Below are 18800 nucleotides of genomic sequence, written 5' to 3'. Positions count from 1 at the left end.
AAGAGCATTATTTATATTATCGAAATACCTTTTCATGAAAAAATATAATCTAATCACCCGTATTTAATATTCTTTACAAGATAACTAATCTATAGATAACGATTTATTTTTCCTAAAAAAATATCAGGTGGGACTTAATCCCACCTGACATCATGATTATATATGGTGCTGACTATGCCTTATCATTCGAGCGGTACTCATATTGATAGTAGCCATATCCGCCATAATAGCTACTCGCTCTGCGCTCCACCGCATTCAGTATAACACCTTTAATATCAATGCCATTCTGTTCAAAGCGCCGCATACTGATCTCTATTTCTTTCACAGTATTCATGCTGAAGCGAGCAATCATGAGAGCGGTTCCTGCATGGTGGCCAATAATAGCAGCATCAGTTACCGCCAAGATTGGTGGTGTATCGACTAATACGATATCATATTTCTTGCTTGCCCAGTCAATTAACTCTTTGAGACGAATTCGCATTAATAGCTCAGAAGGATTGGGTGGAACCTGCCCACGAGGGATAAAGTCCATACCTTCAATTTCTGTTTTACGAATCGATTCCTCGAATGTTGTCTGCTGCGACAATATGTCTGACAGACCATTCTGCCAACCTACGCCTAACAAGGTGTGTGAATAGCCTTTACGCATATCAGCATCAATTACTAATACACGCTGTCCGGCCTGTGCAATAACAGCAGCTAAATTTATACTGACAAAAGTTTTACCAATATTCGGACTTGCACCAGAAATCATTAGTACATTATTTTTTGACTCTAACATGGCAAAGTGCAAACTGGTTCTCAAGCTTCGGATAGCCTCAATAGCCAAGTCGGCCGGATTGCCTACAGCTAAGAGACTATTAGAACGTGTATTTGATTTACGTTTTGAAGATAACAACGTCTCCCGATCTTTTTTCTGTTGCCATTCTGAAAGAGGAATGCTCGCATATACGTTAATTCCATCTTGCTCTAGCTGCTCTGGAGTTTCAATTCCTTTGTGCAACATTGTCTTCAACAAGACAATAGCAACTGAAATCATTCCCCCCAAGAACGTCGCCAACAAAATAATAAGCAATTTTCTGGGTTTAACGGGCTTTGGCTGTGTAACCGCAGGATCCACAATACGGACATTACCTACAGTACTTGCTTTGGTAATGCTTAACTCCTGCTGTTTATTCAGTAATTGCATGTAAATTTCTTTGCCAGCATCTACATCTCTAGTTAAACGAATGATTTCTTGCTGCGTTTTTGGCATACCTCCTACACGCTTATTTAGACGATTTTTCTCTTGCTCAAGCGTAGCGCGTTTTTCCATCAAAGCCCGGTAGGCAGGGTGTTCACGGGTATACAGCTTTGAAATTTCTGCTTCACGAAAAGTTAACTCGTTTAATTGTGCTTCTACCGCAACAATACTGTCCAGCACAGATTTAGCTTCAAGCGATAAGTCGACAGAATCATTTTGCTGCCTAAAACGATTGAGCTTATCCTCTGCAAGATCTAATGCTCCACGAACTTCAGGGAGTTGTTCTTTTAAAAACTCTAAGCTTTTTGCTGCTTCTTCCGACTTACGCTCAACGTTTTGCAGTAAATAATTGCGAGTGATGCTATCGAGGGTTTTACGCACCAATATTGGGTCGGCCCCAGTCAAACTAAGTGCCAATACCCCCGTATCTTTTCCTTTATCCTGGACCGACAGAACCGCGAGCAAATCATTAATAGCAACCAACTTTGGTTGCTGTACAATTGTAAACTCAGTGCCAATCTTGGCACCAAGCCCACTAATTAGCAGGGATACGCCATTACCACTTGCAAGCTCACCAACTTTTCCTTTTAATATTTCAACCCCATCATTACTTAAGCTATAAGTGTTATCACTAGTGACTTTAAGGTCTAATGGGATACTTTTCCATGACTCAGGTATCGTAAGGCGTGATAAGGCTATTTCTCCAGGTACCTCTCCCATCAAACGGGCCCAACCCTGGCCGAAAACTGGAAAATACTTTTGTTCAATAACCGTATCTAGATTCAAATCATCAATTGTCTTACCCGTCACCAATCTCGACTGAATCAGTTCGATTTCTGTCGAGGAACCTGGTTGGCTGGAAGGTAACATTTCTGTAAGATTGTTGAGTAACGAATTACCAGCGTTCTGTTCTACTTGGACTAACGCGTCAGATTGATATACCGGGGTCGCAAATAGAGAATACACAACCCCGACTACCGCAAACAATGCAGTTACACCAATAATCAACCAACGATGATCTAATAATGTACCTAACAATCGACCTAAATCGATCTCATCATTGCTATTATTTGCAGCAGTATTCATCTTTGTATTTTCAGTCATTGTAATCTCTGATTAACGATTTAATGCCTGCGCCCATTTTTCAGCGCCATCAGCAAGTAAGCGGTATACAAATTCAAAAGCCTCATGGCTTTTACCATACGGATCTGGAATTTCCCGCTGCCCAAGCCAATGGGCAAACAGCATCGTTTTACCCCTTACTTCGGGAGCCAAACGACATACAGCATCAATATGCCCTTTTTCCATAACTAATATAAGCGAATATTCTCGGCACATTTCTTTGGTTAATTGTGTAGCAATATGGCCGTCAAGCGATAAATTATGCTGATTAGCCACTTCAACAGCTACAGAATCAGCAGGTTTACCGACAAGAGCTCCAATTCCTGCTGAGGCTATTTTTTTTCCATGCGCCAATCGCTGCAATAATCGCTCTCCCGTTGGAGAACGGCAAATATTACCTACGCAAACAACCAAGATTGAATCAAACATCGTTCATTCCTATGGCCAATTACGAACGCGCAGCGCGCCTTCTGTAAGATCATTGAAGCTGGCTATCGTCGGGGCCAGTTGGCTCATTACGCGATTCCAGCGAACGATAGGTGCCGCAGTGACATAAACAATATCGTAAGGTTGTAGGTGGAACTCTGACCCCATAACCATCGCTGTCGCATCAGCCATATTCAACTGATATATATCCGCCAGCTTGTTGCCTTGGGAACCGTGAAGAGGGCGAATAACGAATACCCCCGTCGCGTCAGCAGCGGTTTGGCTGATCCCCTCAGTATTCCCTAAGGCCTCGGTCAGCGTCATACCACTACGATCCATTTTCAGCGTTGAAGGGGTTTTAACTTCCCCCATGACGAATACTTTTAGGTCATCATTCCGTGGCACGTAAAGAATATCGCCTGGATACAACAACCTATTCTGGGTCAAGTCACCGTTCTGCATCAGTTGCTGTAAGGAGAGACGCTGCTCTTTGCCATCATGCGTCAGAACGATATTACGCCAATCCGCGTTCTCACTGAGCCCTCCTGCAGCGTTAATGGCATCCAGAACAGTTAATGGCACGTTAGTGATCGGTTGTTGCCCCGATGTCTTGACTTCCCCGGTCACATACGTTTTCTGTGAACGGAAAGCCGCGATATTGACGTCAACCTGAGGACTTTCGATATACTGCGCCAAGCGGCCGCTTATTTCCGAACGTACCTGGCCAACTGTTTTGCCGACAACTTTCACTTTGCCTATATATGGGTAAAAAATAGTGCCATCAGATTGAACCCAGTTACCGGTATCACTGGCGCTGCGATACTGCCCTGCCGGCGTAGTCAGTTCAGGGTGGTCCCAAACAGTAACGTTTAATACATCGCCAACGCCAATTCGATACTCGTAATTGCGCAAGGAGGCTTCCAGCGATGAATTGGGCTGAGCAACCACTTTGGTAGGACGTAATTTCTGGATTAACTTGGGTGTAACAGGATAAACATTAACCAAGTCATCAATATTGAAGTCGCTATCTTCCTGTTTTACAGTATTTTTCCCCACAGTGTTCAAATGTTGACCAGGAAACACCGTGCATCCACTGATTACGCTGATTGATATCAATAGCGATATCACTTTCAATTGTCGTTTTGCCATCAAATTATCATCACTTTCAAGTAAATGTATCTGCAAAGCTACAATGCTAGCCAACCGTGGCTGCGTCGCTGTAACCTTATCAAAATGCCTGACACTTGCTGCGTCGTCTCTCAATAAGCGCCCTGTTGCAATTTTCCATAACGTTTATCTGCCGTTGATAAGAGCAAAGCTATTATTGGTAAGCTAAATAAGCTGAGAAGCCTCGCATTGGCGAAAAATCGATACCGGGGCCGATTAGGGCTTTAATTTGTATTAATAACAGTATGTTGCAGAACAGCTTGGCAAGCTCGAACAAAAATCACTCGCCAAGGCAACTCAGCAACCCGCTATTGAATGTATACTAATATAAAAATTGAGACAGTGAAATTCCCCAAAATTCAACCACTATCCTGACTTACTCGCCGTGTTCGGGCCGGTGGGAAACCATCCAGTCTTGTTCAAAACGCTAGCCGTTCAGCCCATTCACGGAAAGCTTTGCCTTGGGTTGGGTGACGCAACCCATAAGTGACAAAAGCGCGAAGGTAGCCCAGTTTTTCACCGCAGTTGAACGATTCCCCCACCAGCTCTGTCGCCTCTACCGGTTTGCGTTTCAACAATTCTGCAATCGCATCGGTCAGTTGAATACGCCCCCAGGCTCCCGGTTCCGTGGTCTCCAGCAGCGGCCAAATATCGGCGGACAAGACATAGCGCCCTACCGCAGAGTAGTTGGATTCCAACTTGGTTTCCGGCGCCGGTTTTTCAATAATCGATGTGATACGGGCACTTTCGCCAGGTTTCAGGTTGCTGGCCTCACACTCAACCACGGAATAATCATGCAGCACGTGTTCGTCTGCCTTTTGCACCAAAACCTGGCTCAGACCGGTCTGCTCAAAGCGCGCAATCATGTGTGACAGGTTGTCTTTCTTCAAATCGGCTTTTGCATCATCCAGCAAGATGTCCGGCAACAGAACGACAAACGGAGAATCACCGACCAACGGTTTAGCGCAGAGAACGGCATGTCCCAGTCCTTTTGGTTGCCCCTGGCGAATGTGCATCAGCGTTACGCCTTTTGGCGTTATCGACTGTACCTCATCCAGCAGTTGCCGTTTCACGCGTGCCTCCAGCATCGCCTCCAGCTCGAATGAGGTATCGAAATGGTTTTCAATGGCGTTCTTGGAAGAATGCGTCACCAGGATGATCTCTTTAATCCCCGCCGCGACGCATTCGTTGACAATGTATTGAATCAACGGTTTATCAACGATTGGCAACATCTCTTTCGGAATCGCTTTGGTCGCCGGCAGCATACGCATGCCCAATCCGGCAACGGGAATAACCGCTTTCAACTTCGTCATGGTAGACCTCATTCAATCTCGTGATCGCTTTCAGCCGCAGTGGCGACAGCCTGTTACTTTCCCAACGTCTGCTTCAACCAGCGGGTGAAGTTTTCGCCTTCGGAACCGTGACGCACCCCATACTGCACAAACGCCTTCATATAGCCAAGCTTGTCACCGCAATCATGGGACTTACCGCTCATATGGAACGCTTCCACCGTTTGTTCATCCATCAGCATCGCAATCGCATCGGTCAGTTGAATCTCATCACCCGCGCCGGGAGGGGTTTTCTCAAGTAGCGGCCAAATATCGGCGGCAAGCACATACCGGCCGACGACGGCCAGGTTGGAAGGGGCATCCTCGCGGGCCGGCTTCTCAACCACCGCCGTCATCGGTGCGCTTTCTCCCGCTGCGATCGTCGCGCCTGCGCAATCTACCACACCGTATTTGGACACATCTTGTTCCGGCACAGGTTCAACCATAATCTGACTGTATCCCGTCTCGTCGAAACGCTGAAGCATCTTGGCCAGATTTTCTGTGCGTAAATCCGCCGTTGCATCATCCAGCAAAACATCCGGAAGCAGCACCACGAAAGGAGAATCACCCACCATTGGTTTGGCGCAAAGCACCGCATGCCCCAGCCCTTTCGCCTGTCCTTGACGCACCTGCATCACGGTGACATCCGGCGGACAAATGCTTTGCACTTCAGCCAGGAGCTGGCGCTTCACGCGCGCTTCAAGCATCGCCTCCAGCTCAAACGAAGTGTCAAAATGGTTTTCAATCGCATTCTTTGATGAATGCGTGACCAATACGATATCTTTAATCCCTGCCGCCACGCATTCAGCAACAATATACTGGATTAAGGGCTTATCGACCACGGGCAACATTTCTTTAGGGATAGCCTTGGTCGCCGGCAACATACGGGTTCCCAGGCCCGCAACGGGGATCACTGCCTTAAGTCTTGTTTGCATTTTCATTCCAATTCATCGTAGCGCTGCATTCATCTGTGCAGCGTGAACAAGGGGATTCAATCGGGCACGCTACCGCCCTTGGCTTGCAGCTACCAAAGTACTGTTAATGGCGTATCCCCCCACGTCATTGCATGAGCCAGGCAATTTTTATGCAAAGCGGCACTCATTCTTCGTTTGAACTGTCATGCTGTTCACAAAAAAATAAAAAAAACGGTGCCTTTATAACCAAACAATGTTAGTTACTGCCGTTATATGACTAAGATTCTTATACTAATGTCTAAGTGATACAAGCCTTAGATCCCCCCAGTCAGCCGTTTTCAGAATAAGACTACTCGTGCCACATACCGATAAGAATCATAGCCAAAGAAAATTGTTTTAATGTTTTGATTTAAATAAATTTAATAAGGCGTTTCTTTTCTGAGCGTATGGCATCCCGGTAGATATTTGCTCCCCAGGCCCTTGATTCCTTTGGCCGCTCGGCGCCGATCGATGTTTACGGCAATCCTCCTGTTCTGAACCACATCCTCCCGATTAAAGTTGAATTTTGCCGCCTCAACGCCCATCATTCCCGTGCGGCATAAGCCGTAGAACTTACAGGTGAAATTGGGCGTATGGAATGGATCGCTGATCCAACAATTTGGGCCGGCCTGGCCACTTTGGTCGTGCTGGAAATCGTGCTGGGTATAGACAACCTTGTCTTCATCGCCATTCTGGCGGACAAATTACCAAAACAACAAAGAGATAAGGCCCGTGTCGTCGGTTTGTTGCTGGCGCTGGTCATGCGTCTGGCGCTGCTCGCCTCCATCTCGTGGCTGGCGACGCTGACCAAACCGATGTTCATCGTCGCGGAGCACCCCTTCAGCGGCCGCGATCTGATCATGTTGGTCGGCGGGATATTCCTGCTGTTCAAAGCCACCATGGAGCTCAATGAGCGGCTGGAAGGCAAGGACGAAGAGCAGCACGGCGCGCGCAAAGGCGCACGTTTCTGGCCGGTCGTGGCGCAGATCGTGGTGCTGGACGCCGTTTTCTCGCTCGACTCGGTGATCACCGCGGTGGGGATGGTCGATCACCTGGCGGTGATGATGATCGCGGTCTGTATCGCCATCGGCCTGATGCTGCTGGCCAGCAAACCGCTGACGCGCTTCGTCAACGCGCACCCGACTATCGTTATCCTGTGCCTGAGCTTCCTGCTGATGATTGGCTTTAGCCTGGTGGCGGAGGGCTTCGGCTATCACATTCCTAAAGGCTACCTCTACGCGGCGATCGGCTTCTCGGTCATGATCGAAGCGCTGAACCAGCTGGCGCAGTTCAACCGCCGTCGCTTTCTGTCGAAGGTGCGGCCACTACGTGAACGCACCGCCGAAGCGGTGCTGCGCATGCTGAGCGGCAAACATGAAGAAGCGGAAGTCGACAGCCATTCCGCCAACCTGCTGGCGGACAGCGACAGCGAAAACGGCGAGATCTTCAATCAGCAAGAGCGGCGCATGATCGAACGCGTACTCGGCATGGCGCAGCGCACGGTCAGTAGCATCATGACCTCGCGTCACGACGTCGAATACCTTGAGCTGAACGATCCGCAGGAAAAGCTGACGCAGTTGCTGGAACGTAATCAGCACACGCGCATCGTGGTGGTGGAAAGCAGCGCCAGCGACGAACCGCTGGGCGTGATCCACACCATCGACGTTCTCAAACAGCAACTGGCGCAGGCGCCGCTGGATCTGCGTGCGCTGATACGCCAACCGTTGATCTTCCCGGAGCAGCTCACGCTGTTAAGCGCCCTGGAGCAATTCCGCCAGGCGCAGACGCATTTCGCCTTCGTGGTCGATGAGTTCGGCTCCGTCGAAGGCGTCGTCACCCTGACGGACGTGATGGAAACTATCGCCGGCAACCTGCCGGAGGCCGGCGAAGAGGTGGACGCACGCCATGACATTCAGCAAAACGAAGACGGCAGCTGGATCGCCAACGGCTATATGCCGCTGGAAGATCTGGTGCTGTACCTGCCGATGCCGCTGGAAGACAAGCGCGAATACCACACGCTGGCGGGGCTGTTGATGGAACACAGTCAGCGCGTGCCGCAAGAAGGAGAACAGATCACGATCGGTGACTACCTGTTCGAACCATTGGAGGTCAACAGCCACCGCATCCTGAAAGTGAAGATCACCCCGCCTCCTCCACCGGAGGAGTACGAGGTTTAACATCGAGGCCGGGCATCGCCCGGCCTTCCTTTTACTGGGGAACCAGCAGCTCCGTCGCCACGATCACCACCACCAACCCGACAATTACCGGCACTGAAGTACGCTTCACCACATCAAACGGCGAGATTTTCGCCATACCGGAGACCGCCACCACCACGCCGGAGACCGGCGACAGCGTGCGGCCGAGATTCGAGGCCTGCAGCATCGGGATCACCAGATAGGCAGGATTCACGCCCATCTGTGCCGCCAGTTTCGGGATCAGTTCGACAAACGCATAGAACGGCGCATTGCCGGAGCCGGTGGTCATGGCCGCCAGCATGGTGATCACCACCAACACCAGCATCATGATCAAACCGCCGGTACCGAACGACTGCGCCAACCCGATCAAGCCGCTGATAAAGCCGACGGTGCTCAACCCTTGCGCGAAGACACCCGCGGCCACCAACAGCATCACCACGCTGGCGAAAGCGTCCGCCATACCGCGATACGCCACTTCCAGGCCGCTGAATACCTGTTTGGCGCTGAAGCTGCGCACAAACTCGATCGCTGCCGCCAACAGTATGCACCCTACCAGCACGGTAATAATGTGCAGCTCCGGGCCCCATTTGCCGTCGAAGATCAGCACGCCGAGGATCGGCGTAAACGGCAATATCGCGTAGAACCCCGGCGCATGGGTTTTGATCTCGCTGACGTCCATAATGTGGTGCTGTTCATCACTCTTCTTATCGAGATAACGCTGCCAGAAAAAGTGCGCCACGGCCATGCAGACGATGGCGGCAATCGAGATAGGCAGCGTGGTTTTGAACGCGAAGTCCACCAGCGGCATTTCCGCCGCCTTGGCTGCCAGTACCACGTCGCCGGAAGTCGGCGCCAGGATAATCGCCGCCGGCGAAGCGCAAATGGCCGCCGCGGCGCCGCGGCTAATGCCAACGTTCACCATCAATGGGAACAGCGTCGCCATCAGCAATACGCCGAGCCCGGTAGCGGAAGAGACCGCCAATGACATCAGACAAGCGACAAAATAGGCCGCCACCATCAGCAGATAAGGCGAATTGATCATCTGCAATGGGCGCGAGGCCAGCTTGACGACCACGTCGTTGGCGCCGATATGCGTCATATAGGCGGCGAAACCGCACAGCATCATGATCATCATGCCCAGATCGCCGCCGCGGCTCATCAGCAAAATCTTGACGTACTCGATCATATCGGTCGCGCGCCAGCCGGTAGATGCGGCGCCGGACGGCAACAGCGTTTTTCCCATCAGGGCGCTGATGCCTAGCAGCAGCAGCCCTCCCACCATCAAGACGCCCGTGGCGGAATACCCTTTGATGATGTAACGGCCCACGCCCGCCGCCACCGCCGCGCCAATAAGAAGCTCTATCATGTTTCCTCAACTCGTCATTTTTTCGCGCTCAGGCGCATAGTCATAGCAGAATGCGCCCTTACTCTGCACAAATTGAGCGCGGGTCTTCATGACCTTCATCAAGGTAACGGAGGGAAATTATCGCGGGAAACGTCGATACTGACGCGGGCCGCAAGACGGCCCGCGTCAGGAGGGATTACAGCTTGTCGAGCAGCTTTTTCAGATCCTGACCCTCGCGTGAATCCTTGTTCTTTTCAGCCCATTTGTTCAGCGCATCTTTGGCCCGATCGTGCAGCGTTTTACGCAGCACCTGATCGACCTGCAGTTGGTAATTCAGCTGTTGCCAAGGCCCATAGACCCGCAGCGGAATCGGCGTTTTTTGCAGTTGCTCGATCAGTTCGCCGCGCCCTTGCCAACCGCCAGTGACGCGCACATTAAGCGCCATATCGCACTGTTTTCCCGGCATATCGATACTGCCGGCGCCGGTCAGCGCCAGCAACGGCGAATCCGCCGTCAGGCTGCTGAGCTTGACAGTGCCTTGGCTCAGGCTGGCCCGCGCCGAGACGCTTTTGACTTCGGTATAGCGCTGATAGCTGTCTTGCCCGCGCACGCTGTTATCGTTACGCGCCACCGCCTGTTGGATCAATTGCTGAATGTTCAGGCCGTGCAGCTGCGCATCCTGCATCGCCAGCTGCGCCGTACCGCTCCAACGGTGCTCAAATGACTCTGAAGAAAGACGATCGCCGGTCAAATCCCCTTTCATGCTGAATTTTCCGGTCAGCATCTGCGGCATCTCGAAGGCTTTGAGCACCGCGCCGAGCTCAACCTGGTTCAGGGTCGGCTGCACGTTTATCACCGGTTTATTGCCGCGTGCGTCGAGCGATCCCGGCAAAGAGAAATCACCGCCGGCCAATTGCCCGGCAAGTTTATGCAGCGTCAGCAGGCCGCGTTGATTATCTGCCGCGACGGCTAACTGGGTAACGTTCATACCGCGGTAGGTCAACTGCGCCGCCTGCAGATTCAACTGTGCATTGAAATCGCGCAGCGCTTCCAGGTTCTGCTGCCGATCGTCGACCTGGCTGGCGATCACCGGCGCGGCGGTCACGGCGGGCTGTTCGGCGGTATTGGTGCTGGATTGCCAACCGGAAAGCGCGTCGAGATCGAGATTAGCCGAATTCAGGTTCACCACATAGCCGGGCACCGCTCCCAGGCTGGCGCTGATATCGCCGGTCAACTGGCTGTTATTGGCGCTGACGTTCAGCTGGGTGACGGCAATGTGCGCCGGCGTCTGTTGATAGACCACCTGAGCATTCCCCTCGCCTTGAATACCGCCGTTCGGAATATCTGCTCCCACCAATTGGTAATTGAACTGGGTCACCTTGGCGCCGATCTGGTGCGGGAACTGCTGCAGATCGATATCGGCCGCCATGCTGAAGGCCAGGTCGCGCTGATCGCGGTTGACCCGGCTGGAAATGTCCAGCTGCGCCTGCCGTTTCTCCGTTTGCTGCAGGGTAAGATTGATGTCCCGGACATTGATTTGCGCGTTGTCGGCGCGCTGCCAAATCAGCAAGCTGTCCACGACGCGCAAGTTATCGATGTCGAACTTCCAGGCCGTGTCTGCCGCATCAGCGCCGCTGCCGGCCGGCGCAATCGGGGCGTCCACTTGCGAGTGCTCTTCACTGTCGGGCGTGAGGCGAATGACGGCATTTTTCAACATCACCTGTTTCACAAACAGCTGATGCGACAGCAGCGGCAACAGTTTGACGTCAAGGCGCATGTTTTCCGCGCTCACCACCGGCGTCTTGGCGCCCGGCGCGGTCAGCGTCATGCGCCCGGCCAAAATACTGAGCTGCGGCCAGATATGCCAACGCAGGTCGCCTTCAAGCGTTAGCTGGTAGCCGCTCTTCTGCTCGACCTTTTTGACCATGTAACCGCGAAAATCATTCGGATTGACCAGCAGTACCAGCGCGGACATTCCCGCCACCACGACCACCAGTAAAATCGCCAATGTCGTCAGTAATCTTCTCATGCCACCCTCTTGTCAGCGCCACACCGACGGTGCATCTCGCGCCGTTAGTCCTTGTCGATTCGACTGGCTACTGCGCCCTGCTGATCGCGATATTTTGCGTCCTGCCGGCTGTTATATGGCCGGGCCGCCGGGCCGGACAACGGCTCAAAGCTCAAGGCGCCAATCAGCATCCCCGGCCGCAGCGCCAGCGGCAGCTTGCCGGAGTTGTAAAACTCCAGCACGATGCGCCCGTGCCAGCCCGGATCGATCCGGTGCGCGGTCACGTGCACCATCAGCCCCAGACGCGCCAGAGAAGAACGGCCGTCGAGCCAACCCACGAGATCGTTCGGCAGCGTCACGGATTCGAACGTCACCGCCAGGGCCAGTTCGCCGGGATGAAGGAAGAACGCCTCGCCTTCCGGCAGGACAATCTCGTCGCTCATCACGCGATCCAGCGCGGCGCTGACTTCATCTTTCGGCCCGCTGAGATCGATAAACGGCGCGGTATGGCCGCGGAACACGCGGAACTGATTGCCCAAACGGACATCTACTGTGGCCCCGTTGATGCGTTCGAGCGGCGGGCGCGGCGAAATCACCAGTTTCTCGCTATCCAGCCAGGCTTCTATATCGCGGTCGCACAGTCTCATGTCTTTCTTCTCCATCAAAACGCGTAACTAAACAAAAATTGCCACACAACGGGCGAAAGGTCTACGCCGGGGTGCAAATAGTTGGCCGTCGGCCGGAAATGCGCATTTCCGGCCATTAAGCGGCATTATTCAAAGAATTGGCTGATTTTGGCTTTCAGAATATCGATCGCGATGCGGTTTTTGCCGCCGCGCGGAACGATGATATCGGCGTATTGTTTGGAAGGTTCGATAAACTGCAGGAACATCGGGCGCACGGTCTTCTGGTATTGCGCCATCACCGAATCCATCGAGCGGCCGCGCTCGTTGACGTCGCGCTTCATGCGGCGCATCAGGCAGATATCCAGCGGCGTGTCGACGAAGATCGAGAAGTTCATCTCCTGGCGCAAACGGATATCCGTCAGCAGCAAGATCCCTTCCAGAATGATCACTTTTTTAGGTTCCAGGTGGACGGTTTCTTTCTTGCGCGTGTGTTCGGTGTAGCTGTACAGCGGCAGCTCGATCGCCTTACCGGCCTTCAGCATCTGCAGATGCTGGAACAGCAGGTTGTGATCCATGGCGCTCGGGTGGTCATAGTTGGTTTTGACCCGTTCTTCCATGGTCAGGTGAGTCTGGTCTTTATAGTAACTGTCTTCTGGAATAACGCCGATGTGCTCATCGCCGACTTGCTCGCGGAGTTCGCGGTACAACGTGCTGGCGATAAGGCTTTTTCCGGAGGCAGATGCGCCAGCTATACCAATAATGACGCACTGATGCGGATTGTCAGTCATAAAATTAAAGACCTGATTTCATAGTGTGAAGGGGGGGAACTAAAACGCGACAATTATAGGGAGTCGCCGGGGATTGCGCCACTGTATATTGATATTGCGCGGCGGCGGGCGAATTCGGGCTGCCACACCACGGCCACGCGGCATTTTAAGAATCTCGCAGCTAGGGCAACGCACCGTAACGGGTTACACTCCCCGGCGCTGACTTTTGCTCCCCGCCCCCTTTCATCGGAGATTGATGTGCTGGATTGGTATTTTCTGACTTTTTTCGGCGACAGCATGTTGCTGCTGCCCTGCGCGCTGATTCTGTTTTTATTGCTGCTCATGTCTCCCGCCACCCGCGCGGCGGGTTGGCAGTGGGCGCTGATCTTCGGGTTCACCGGCGGGGTGGTCTGCCTGTCCAAACTGGCCTTTATGGGCTGGGGCATCGGCAGCGAGCGCTATGATTTCACCGGATTCAGCGGTCATTCCGCCCTCGCGGCCTGCATCTGGCCGCCACTGCTCTGGACGTTGACCGGCCGATTTTCCCACCCGATACGTAGCATCGCTTTGCTGACCGGGTGGATATTGCCTTTCGCCATCGGCGTTTCGCGGCTGGTAATTCGCGTGCACTCGGTATCCGAGGTGATCAGCGGGCTGATTTTAGGCTACCTGGCCAGCGCCCTGTTCCTGCGGTTGCAGCGGAACAAAACGCGCCCGCATCTCTCCTGGCCACACTTCGCCATCGCGCTGGCCTTGCCGTTGGCGCTGATGGGGCAGCGGCAGCCGGCCCCCACCCAGGGATTGCTGGAGCATATCGCCAAAACGCTGGCGCAGATCGAACGCCCTTATACCCGTGCCGACCTGCACAAGCCTACCCCTATCCGATAAAAAAACCCGGCGCTTAAGCCGGGTTCTTTCACTGCCGCAAACAGATTACAGCGCGCGGAAGGCAATCTCCGTCGGGATCGCTTCGCCCTGCCAATACATCTGCGCCGCCACACGGCCGGCCAGTTGACGATACATGTCGGCGAATTCGCTCTCCGGACGGCTGATCACCGTCGGCGTACCGCGATCCAGATCTTCGCGCAGCGAGATATGCAGCGGCATCTGCCCCAGCAGACGGCTGTTATATTTCTGCACCAACTTCTCGGCGCCGCCGGTGCCAAAGATCGGTTCATGGTGGCCGCAGTTACTGCAGATGTGCACGCTCATGTTTTCCACGATGCCCAGCACCGGCACATGCACTTTCTCGAACATCACGATGCCCTTGGCGGCATCCAGCAGGGCGATATCCTGTGGCGTGGTGACTACCAGCGCACCGGTCACCGGAATGTTCTGCGACAGCGTCAGCTGGATGTCGCCGGTGCCCGGCGGCATGTCCAGCACCAGGTAATCCAGATCCGGCCACAGCGTATCCTGCAGCAGCTGCATCAGCGCCTTGCTGGCCATCGGGCCGCGCCACACCATGGCGTTGTCGTCGGTCACCAGATAACCGATGGAGTTGGTCGCCAGGCCGTGCGCCATGATCGGCGCCATGTGCTGCCCGTCCGGCGAAGTCGGCCGCTCATGTTCGGTGCCCAGCATATTGGGGATCGACGGGCCGTAAATGTCGGCGTCCAGAATACCGACCTTGGCGCCTTCGGCGGCCAGCGCCAGCGCCAGATTGACGGCGGTGCTGGATTTCCCCACCCCGCCTTTGCCGGAGCTGACGGCGATGATGTTGCGCACGCCTTTGATCCCGGCTTGGCCGTTGGCGCGTTTCAGCGTCGTGATATCGTGTTTCAGCTTCCAGTCGATGGCGGCGGCGCCGGTCACGCGCAACAGCTCAGGGCCGACGCTCGCCTGCAGCGCTTCAAAACCGCTCTGCCAGGCAAACGGCATCGTCAGTTCGATATGCAGTACGTCGTCCAATAATGCGCAGTGATGAATAGCCTTCAGCGCAGTCAGGTTGTTTTTCAACGTCGGGTGTTCAAAGGCGGCCAGTACACCGGTCACCAGGGCGCGCAGAACTTCGGGGTTGGTCTGCTCAGGGGATTTTGCGTTCATCCCGGCTCCTTGATTTTGAATGGGTAGCTTCCGGCTAAGCATACCAGAACTGCGCGGCGGCTGGCGCGTATAACCTGTAAGAAACCGCCCTAGCAGCGAAGGGCGCGATCGGTTAACATCGAAGGCCCTTTTATTCATTACAGAAAGCAAGTTCTCACTATGGCTCAAGTCGCGAAAAAATTATTGGTGACGTGCGCGCTACCGTACGCAAATGGTTCCATCCATCTCGGCCACATGCTCGAGCACATCCAGGCGGATATCTGGGTGCGTTACCAACGAATGCGCGGCCACGAAGTGCATTTCATCTGCGCGGACGACGCGCACGGCACGCCGATCATGCTGAAAGCGCAGCAACTGGGCGTTAAACCGGAAGAAATGATCGCGGAGATGAGCCAGGAGCACCAACAGGATTTCGCCGGCTTTGGCATCAGCTATGACAACTATCATTCGACCCATAGCGATGAAAACCGTGAGCTGTCCACCCTGATTTACAGCCGCTTGAAAGAAAACGGGTTTATCAAGAACCGCACCATTTCTCAGCTGTACGATCCGGAGAAAGGCATGTTCCTGCCGGACCGTTTCGTGAAAGGCACCTGCCCGAAATGCAAATCACCGGATCAGTACGGCGACAACTGCGAAGTGTGCGGCGCCACCTACAGCCCGACGGAACTGACCGATCCGAAGTCTGTCGTTTCCGGCGCGACGCCGGTGATGCGCGACTCGGAGCACTTCTTCTTCGATCTGCCGGCCTTCAGCGAAATGCTGCAGGCGTGGACGCGCTCCGGCGCGCTGCAAGAGCAGGTGGCGAACAAGATGCAGGAGTGGTTCGAATCCGGTCTGCAGCAGTGGGACATCTCCCGCGATGCGCCTTACTTCGGCTTCGAAATCCCGGATGCGCCGGGCAAATACTTCTACGTCTGGCTGGACGCGCCGATCGGCTACATGGGCTCCTTCAAGAACCTGTGCGACAAGCGCGGCGATCTGAACTTCGACGAGTTCTGGCGCAAAGACTCCACCACCGAGCTGTACCACTTTATCGGCAAGGACATCGTCTACTTCCACAGCCTGTTCTGGCCGGCGATGCTGGAAGGCAGCAACTTCCGCAAACCGACCAACCTGTTCGTGCACGGCTACGTGACGGTGAACGGCGCCAAGATGTCAAAATCGCGCGGCACCTTCATCAAGGCCGGCACCTACCTGCAGCATCTGGACGCCGACTGCCTGCGTTATTACTACGCCGCCAAGCTCTCTTCACGCATTGATGACATCGATCTCAATCTGGAAGACTTCGTGCAGCGCGTGAACGCCGACATCGTCAACAAGGTGGTGAACCTGGCGTCACGCAACGCCGGCTTTATCAACAAGCGCTTCGGCGGCAAGCTGGCCGACAGCCTGGCCGATCCGGCGCTGTACCAGACCTTCGTCGACGCGGCGCAGAGCATCGCCGAAGCCTACGCCGGCCGCGAGTTCAGCCGCGCGATCCGCGAAATCATGGCGCTGGCCGATCTGGCCAACCGTTATGTGGATGAGCAGGCACCGTGGGTAGTGGCGAAGGAAGAAGGCCGCGACGCCGATCTGCAGGCCATCTGTTCAATGGGCATCAACCTGTTCCGCGTGCTGATGACTTACCTGAAGCCGGTGCTGCCTTCGCTGACCGAGCGCGCCGAAGTGTTCCTCAATGCCGAGCTGAGCTGGGACGCGATCCCGCAGCCGCTGCTGGGCCATCAGGTGAACGCGTTCAAAGCGCTGTTCAACCGCATCGATCTGGACAAGGTCAACGAGATGGTCAATGCCTCGAAGGAAGACATGGCCGCCGCCAAGCCGGTGACCGGCCCGCTGGCTGACGATCCGATCCAGGAAACCATCACCTTCGACGACTTCGCCAAGGTCGACATGCGTATCGCCCTGATCAAGAGCGCCGACTTTGTCGAGGGCTCCGACAAGCTGCTGAAGCTGCAGCTGGATCTGGGCGGCGAATCGCGCCAAATCTTCTCCGGCATTCGCTCCGCTTACCCGGATCCGAAAGCGCTGGAAGGCCGTCTGACCATCATGGTCGCCAACCTGGCGCCGCGTAAAATGCGCTTCGGCGTGTCAGAAGGCATGGTGATGGCGGCGGGCCCCGGCGGGAAAGAGATCTTCCTGCTGAGCCCGGACAGCGGCGCGCAGCCTGGCATGCAGGTCAAGTAATCGCGCAGATGCGTGGCATAGGGAGGGTCGAGCTTGCTCGGCCCTTTTTTATTGCCCCAACCCCCACGTTATAAGCATGAAGAAAAAGTCATAACCGCCCTGATTCCCCTGCCCGCCGCATCCGGCTATGATGCTCCGAAACCCAAAATAGACGTCCAGACAGAAAGACTGCTATAACAGACCTTCACCGGGATCGTTTCCCTGCTTTTTTTGGAGCCTATAATAATGAAAAACCTCAAGACTTCGCTGCTCGCCCTCAGTCTGCTGGCTGCCCTGCCGCTGCAGGCGGCGGAAAACGCCGCCGTGCCGGCCGCCATCGCTCAACATCAGGGGCCGGTGCGCATCGCGGTGATCCGCAACCTCGGATCCGACGACAACACCACGCAATTTTTGGCAGGCGCCATTCAGGAAGGACGCAAGCTGGGCTTCAAGGTGGACACCTTCCTCAGCAACGGCGACGACGCGCGTTTTCAGGACTTCGTCAACCAGGCTATCAGCCAGAAATATGACGGCATCATTCTCTCGCAGGGGCGGGCTCCCTATTCCACCGACCTGGTCAAGCGCATCGCGGCGGCCGGCATCGCCGTCGCGGCTTTCGATACCGACGTCAGCGGCCGCGTTCCCGGCGTCACCGTCTCGCAGCAGGACGACGCTTCGCTGGCTAACGCCTCGTTCGGCCAGTTGGTGAAGGATTTCAACGGCCAGGCCAATATTGTCAAGCTGTGGGTGGCCGGCTTCCCGCCGATGGAGCGCCGTCAGGCCGCTTACCAGCAGTTATTGAAACAGCATCCGGGCATTCATGAGCTGGAATCGATAGGCGCGGTCTCATCCGACGTACAGGGCGATACCGCCAACAAGGTGGGCGCGGTGCTGGCGAAATACCCGAAAGGCAAGATCGACGCCATCTGGGGCACCTGGGATGCCTTTACCCAAGGGGCTTACAAGGCGTTGAAAGAGAACGGCCGCACCGAAATCAAACTGTACAGCATCGATATCTCCAACCAGGATTTGCAGCTGATGCGCGAGGCCGGCAGCCCGTGGCAGGTCAGCGTGGCGGTGGATCCGAAGCTGATCGGCGCGGTCAACCTGCGCCTGGTGGCCAACAAGATCGCCGGGGAAAGCACGCCGGACAGCTATCAGTTCAAAGCAGCGGTCATTCCGCAGGCGCTGCTGCTGGCGCAGCCGGGGCCGGTCAACGTCGCCGGGCTGGCGAAGATCATCCCCGGCTGGGGCACCAGCAGCGATTTCGTTCAGCCATGGTTCGCCACGCTGCAGGCCGAACACGGTAAATAATGCTGTTTTTGACGAGGCTGCCGACGCAGCCTCTGTTTTTAAACTAATTATCGGCTTTCCCCTTCCGTCCCCGCCAAAATGCGCTATGTTATCT

General features: G+C 54.5%; 14 protein-coding genes. 4 read left to right on the top strand and 10 right to left on the bottom strand.

Translation table 11 applies throughout. The annotated features are described in order from the left end of the window. Positions 1-172: 172 nt before the first annotated feature. The 5 genes from wzc to galU (AC2CGI_RS08770) all read right to left on the bottom strand — a co-directional run bounded on the left by wzc (position 173) and on the right by galU (AC2CGI_RS08770) (position 6221). The gene (gene wzc, locus AC2CGI_RS08790; protein ID WP_015377227.1) at positions 173-2347 is read right to left on the bottom strand and encodes a tyrosine-protein kinase Wzc; all 2175 of its coding nucleotides are present in this window, start codon (positions 2345-2347) and stop codon (positions 173-175) included. 12 nt (positions 2348-2359) lie between these two features. After that, positions 2360-2794 carry an arsenate reductase/protein-tyrosine-phosphatase family protein gene (locus AC2CGI_RS08785; protein WP_071796755.1) on the bottom strand — a complete coding sequence of 145 codons (435 nt, stop codon included), beginning with the start codon at positions 2792-2794 and terminating at the stop codon, positions 2360-2362. Positions 2795-2803: 9 nt separating this feature from the next. Continuing rightward, positions 2804-3940 (bottom strand): polysaccharide export protein, encoded by a 1137-nt coding sequence (locus AC2CGI_RS08780; RefSeq protein WP_015377226.1) that lies wholly within the window; start codon positions 3938-3940, stop codon positions 2804-2806. 437 nt (positions 3941-4377) lie between these two features. Further along, complete coding sequence (gene galU, locus AC2CGI_RS08775; RefSeq protein ID WP_015377225.1) at positions 4378-5271, bottom strand: UTP--glucose-1-phosphate uridylyltransferase GalU; 894 nt, start codon at positions 5269-5271, stop codon at positions 4378-4380. A gap of 53 nt (positions 5272-5324) precedes the next feature. Continuing rightward, positions 5325-6221 (bottom strand): UTP--glucose-1-phosphate uridylyltransferase GalU, encoded by an 897-nt coding sequence (galU, locus tag AC2CGI_RS08770; protein ID WP_015377224.1) that lies wholly within the window; start codon positions 6219-6221, stop codon positions 5325-5327. A 611-nt stretch (positions 6222-6832) separates the two neighbouring features. Here galU (AC2CGI_RS08770) and AC2CGI_RS08765 point away from each other — a divergent pair. Beyond that, positions 6833-8416: a TerC family protein gene (locus tag AC2CGI_RS08765; RefSeq protein WP_076740419.1), complete on the top strand. Its 1584-nt coding sequence runs from the start codon at positions 6833-6835 to the stop codon at positions 8414-8416. Between the two features lie 31 nt (positions 8417-8447). Here AC2CGI_RS08765 and dcuC read toward each other — a convergent pair whose 3' ends face one another. The 4 genes from dcuC to udk form a co-directional block, all read right to left on the bottom strand. Beyond that, entirely contained in the window at positions 8448-9800 is a 1353-nt protein-coding gene (dcuC, locus tag AC2CGI_RS08760; protein WP_015377222.1) for an anaerobic C4-dicarboxylate transporter DcuC, read from the bottom strand. Between the two features lie 175 nt (positions 9801-9975). After that, positions 9976-11808, bottom strand: coding sequence for an outer membrane assembly protein AsmA (gene asmA, locus AC2CGI_RS08755; RefSeq protein WP_015377221.1), 1833 nt, complete (start codon positions 11806-11808; stop codon positions 9976-9978). Between the two features lie 44 nt (positions 11809-11852). Continuing rightward, positions 11853-12434, bottom strand: coding sequence for a dCTP deaminase (dcd, locus tag AC2CGI_RS08750; protein WP_004938917.1), 582 nt, complete (start codon positions 12432-12434; stop codon positions 11853-11855). Between the two features lie 125 nt (positions 12435-12559). Further along, complete coding sequence (gene udk, locus AC2CGI_RS08745) at positions 12560-13201, bottom strand: uridine kinase (protein ID WP_004938922.1); 642 nt, start codon at positions 13199-13201, stop codon at positions 12560-12562. 237 nt (positions 13202-13438) lie between these two features. On the opposite strand from udk, the gene AC2CGI_RS08740 reads away from it, so the two are divergent. Then, complete coding sequence (locus AC2CGI_RS08740; RefSeq protein WP_015377220.1) at positions 13439-14068, top strand: phosphatase PAP2 family protein; 630 nt, start codon at positions 13439-13441, stop codon at positions 14066-14068. Positions 14069-14113: 45 nt separating this feature from the next. Here the strand turns inward: AC2CGI_RS08740 and apbC are convergent, their stop codons facing one another. Continuing rightward, positions 14114-15226 carry an iron-sulfur cluster carrier protein ApbC gene (gene apbC, locus AC2CGI_RS08735; protein ID WP_004938926.1) on the bottom strand — a complete coding sequence of 371 codons (1113 nt, stop codon included), beginning with the start codon at positions 15224-15226 and terminating at the stop codon, positions 14114-14116. Positions 15227-15385: 159 nt separating this feature from the next. Here apbC and metG point away from each other — a divergent pair, with 159 nt between their 5' ends. Both metG and AC2CGI_RS08725 read left to right on the top strand, forming a co-directional pair. Beyond that, positions 15386-17413 carry a methionine--tRNA ligase gene (gene metG / locus AC2CGI_RS08730; RefSeq protein WP_484593943.1) on the top strand — a complete coding sequence of 676 codons (2028 nt, stop codon included), beginning with the start codon at positions 15386-15388 and terminating at the stop codon, positions 17411-17413. Positions 17414-17638: 225 nt separating this feature from the next. Then, positions 17639-18706, top strand: a complete 1068-nt coding sequence (locus AC2CGI_RS08725; RefSeq protein ID WP_021504296.1) for a sugar ABC transporter substrate-binding protein — start codon at positions 17639-17641, stop codon at positions 18704-18706. Positions 18707-18800 lie beyond the last annotated feature (94 nt).

It is taken from the genome of Serratia sp. LSHTC3 (genome assembly GCF_057197125.1).
This window is presented reverse-complemented; position numbering and strand designations above follow the sequence as displayed.